A 1,851-nucleotide genomic window follows, 5' to 3' on the forward strand; every position below is an offset into this window, starting at 1 on the left:
CGCACCACCGGCACGCGGCAGGACCCAGCACACCTGCAACCCTGAAATCGCCCGAGCGGCTTGCTTGAGCCGTGTGCCGCGACGAGTTGCACGCACGGTTCTGAGGGGGCCCCGGCGCAGCAATGCGGCGGGGCTACCCGACTGCACGGTCAGCGCAGCACCTTCCACCCACCGACCTGCGTCGGGTAGAAAGATCCCTTGTGTTCGAGCGCATGACGACCGACGCCCGGGCGGTGATCGCGCGCATTCCGCGCCTCGCCCTGGCCGCGGACCGGCGCGAGATGACTCTCTGGGACCTGGCGGCGGCGTTGCCCGCAGCGTCGGGCAACACCGCCGCGCTCTGGCACGCCCCCACCGCAGGGCCCCCGCCCGCGGCCGAGCCGCTCGCCGCCGAACCCAGGACCCCGGGCACCGTGCCCCCGACGAGCGTGAGCGGTGCCGCGCCGGGCCTACGCTTCGACCGCGAGGCGCGGGCGGTGCTGGAGCAGGCGCGACTCGTCGCGCTGGAGGAGCGGGCCGAGCACATCGGCACCGAGCACCTCCTCGCCGCGCTGTTGCGCACCGGGCCACCCGACGTTGTGGCCTGGCTCGCCGCCCGCCGCGCCACCGCCGAGGCCGTCGACGCCTTGCTTGCCCGGCTGCGCGGCGGCCCGGGCGTCGAGCGACTCCCGGCCGAGCCATCGAGGGCCGACCGGCGGAATTGGCGGCGGGCGACGGTGCGGGTGCATGGCGGCCAGCGGATACCGCACCCGCTCGCCACGGTCGCGGTCGTCCTCACCGTCATGCTGGTGTTGTTCGTGCTCTGCGCCTGGGGGCCGTGACCCGTCCGCGAGGTCGCCTCCCGTCAGCACCGCCACGGTAACCGGGCATCGTCGTCAACACCGGCCCACCAGCTCAATGCCGACCGCGGTCGAACGCACGCCTCTGCCGCTGTCCGCGCATTGGTAGCGCCTGGCGCCGTGCACTGTCATGCCGATGACAGTGCACCCGTCAAGCTGGCTCGAAGTACCTCTGTCGGTGCCCCGGCCTTGGGCGACACCATTGGTGGATGCTGTTCCCTAACGAAGTTTTCTAGTCTCCCAAAGGCGACCTGGAAGGAGACACAGTGGCGGACATCAGCACGTGGTTCGGCGGACTCAGCGACGAGCTCTACGCGGAACGGCGACGGCGTCGGCCGCACCACGAGGATCCGGATCCGCTGGCGCTGATGATCCGGTCGCTTCGTAGCCTCGGTTACAACGTGGTGTGCGCTGACGAGCCGAACGACCGCGCAAATCTTGGCCGTAGGATCTCGGGCAGCGTCGCTGTAGCTTCGTTCTTGGGTACGGTTCTTTCGTCCTGGCTGATCCTCGGAAGGCCCTTCTGGCTCGCGCCTCTGATCATTTGCGCCATTCTGTTCGTGACTCGCCTGCTTGGCCCGGTATTCAGCCGAGTTCACCAGCTGGCATATATTGCCGTGCTGTTGACCTGGCTTTGCTGCTCAGTCCTTGCTCTTGTCGATGGCAGGGCGCCACGTCTCCTAATCACCGTCGGGATACCGCTGATTGTGTCGGTCGGTGGGTTGACGATCGTACGGTCCGTTCAGTTGGCCGTCCGAGTCCCGCTCTTCCTCCCGGCGGCGGGTTCAGCCAGTGGAAGCATTTGCCTCGACGAGTTCGGTGAATATCTCGGAGGGCTTCTTCCAGCCGTGGATCTTACGCGGTCGGTCATTGATCTCGGAAGCCACCATCGCGAGGTATTTCGGGTCGGAGGTGATGGGGACGCCCTTGGGGAAGTACTCGCGCAGGATCCGGTTGGCGTTCTCGTTGCTGCCACGTTGCCAGGGTGAGTGCGGGCGGGCGAAGTAGACCG

2 protein-coding genes are annotated in these 1,851 nt (G+C 68.1%); one reads left to right on the plus strand and one right to left on the minus strand.

All coding sequences use genetic code 11. From position 1 onward, the window contains the following. Window positions 1–212 precede the first annotated feature (212 nt). Complete coding sequence (locus tag DKT69_RS29865; RefSeq protein ID WP_146231248.1) at window positions 213–821, plus strand: Clp protease N-terminal domain-containing protein; 609 nt, start codon at window positions 213–215, stop codon at window positions 819–821. Between the two features lie 803 nt (window positions 822–1,624). Here the strand turns inward: DKT69_RS29865 and DKT69_RS40245 are convergent. Next, window positions 1,625–1,851, minus strand: a 227-nt coding sequence (locus DKT69_RS40245) for an IS30 family transposase (RefSeq protein ID WP_161557750.1), incomplete at its 5' end; no start/stop codon positions are given.

This window comes from Micromonospora sicca, from assembly GCF_003172935.1.
GTDB lineage: Bacteria > Actinomycetota > Actinomycetes > Mycobacteriales > Micromonosporaceae > Micromonospora > Micromonospora sicca.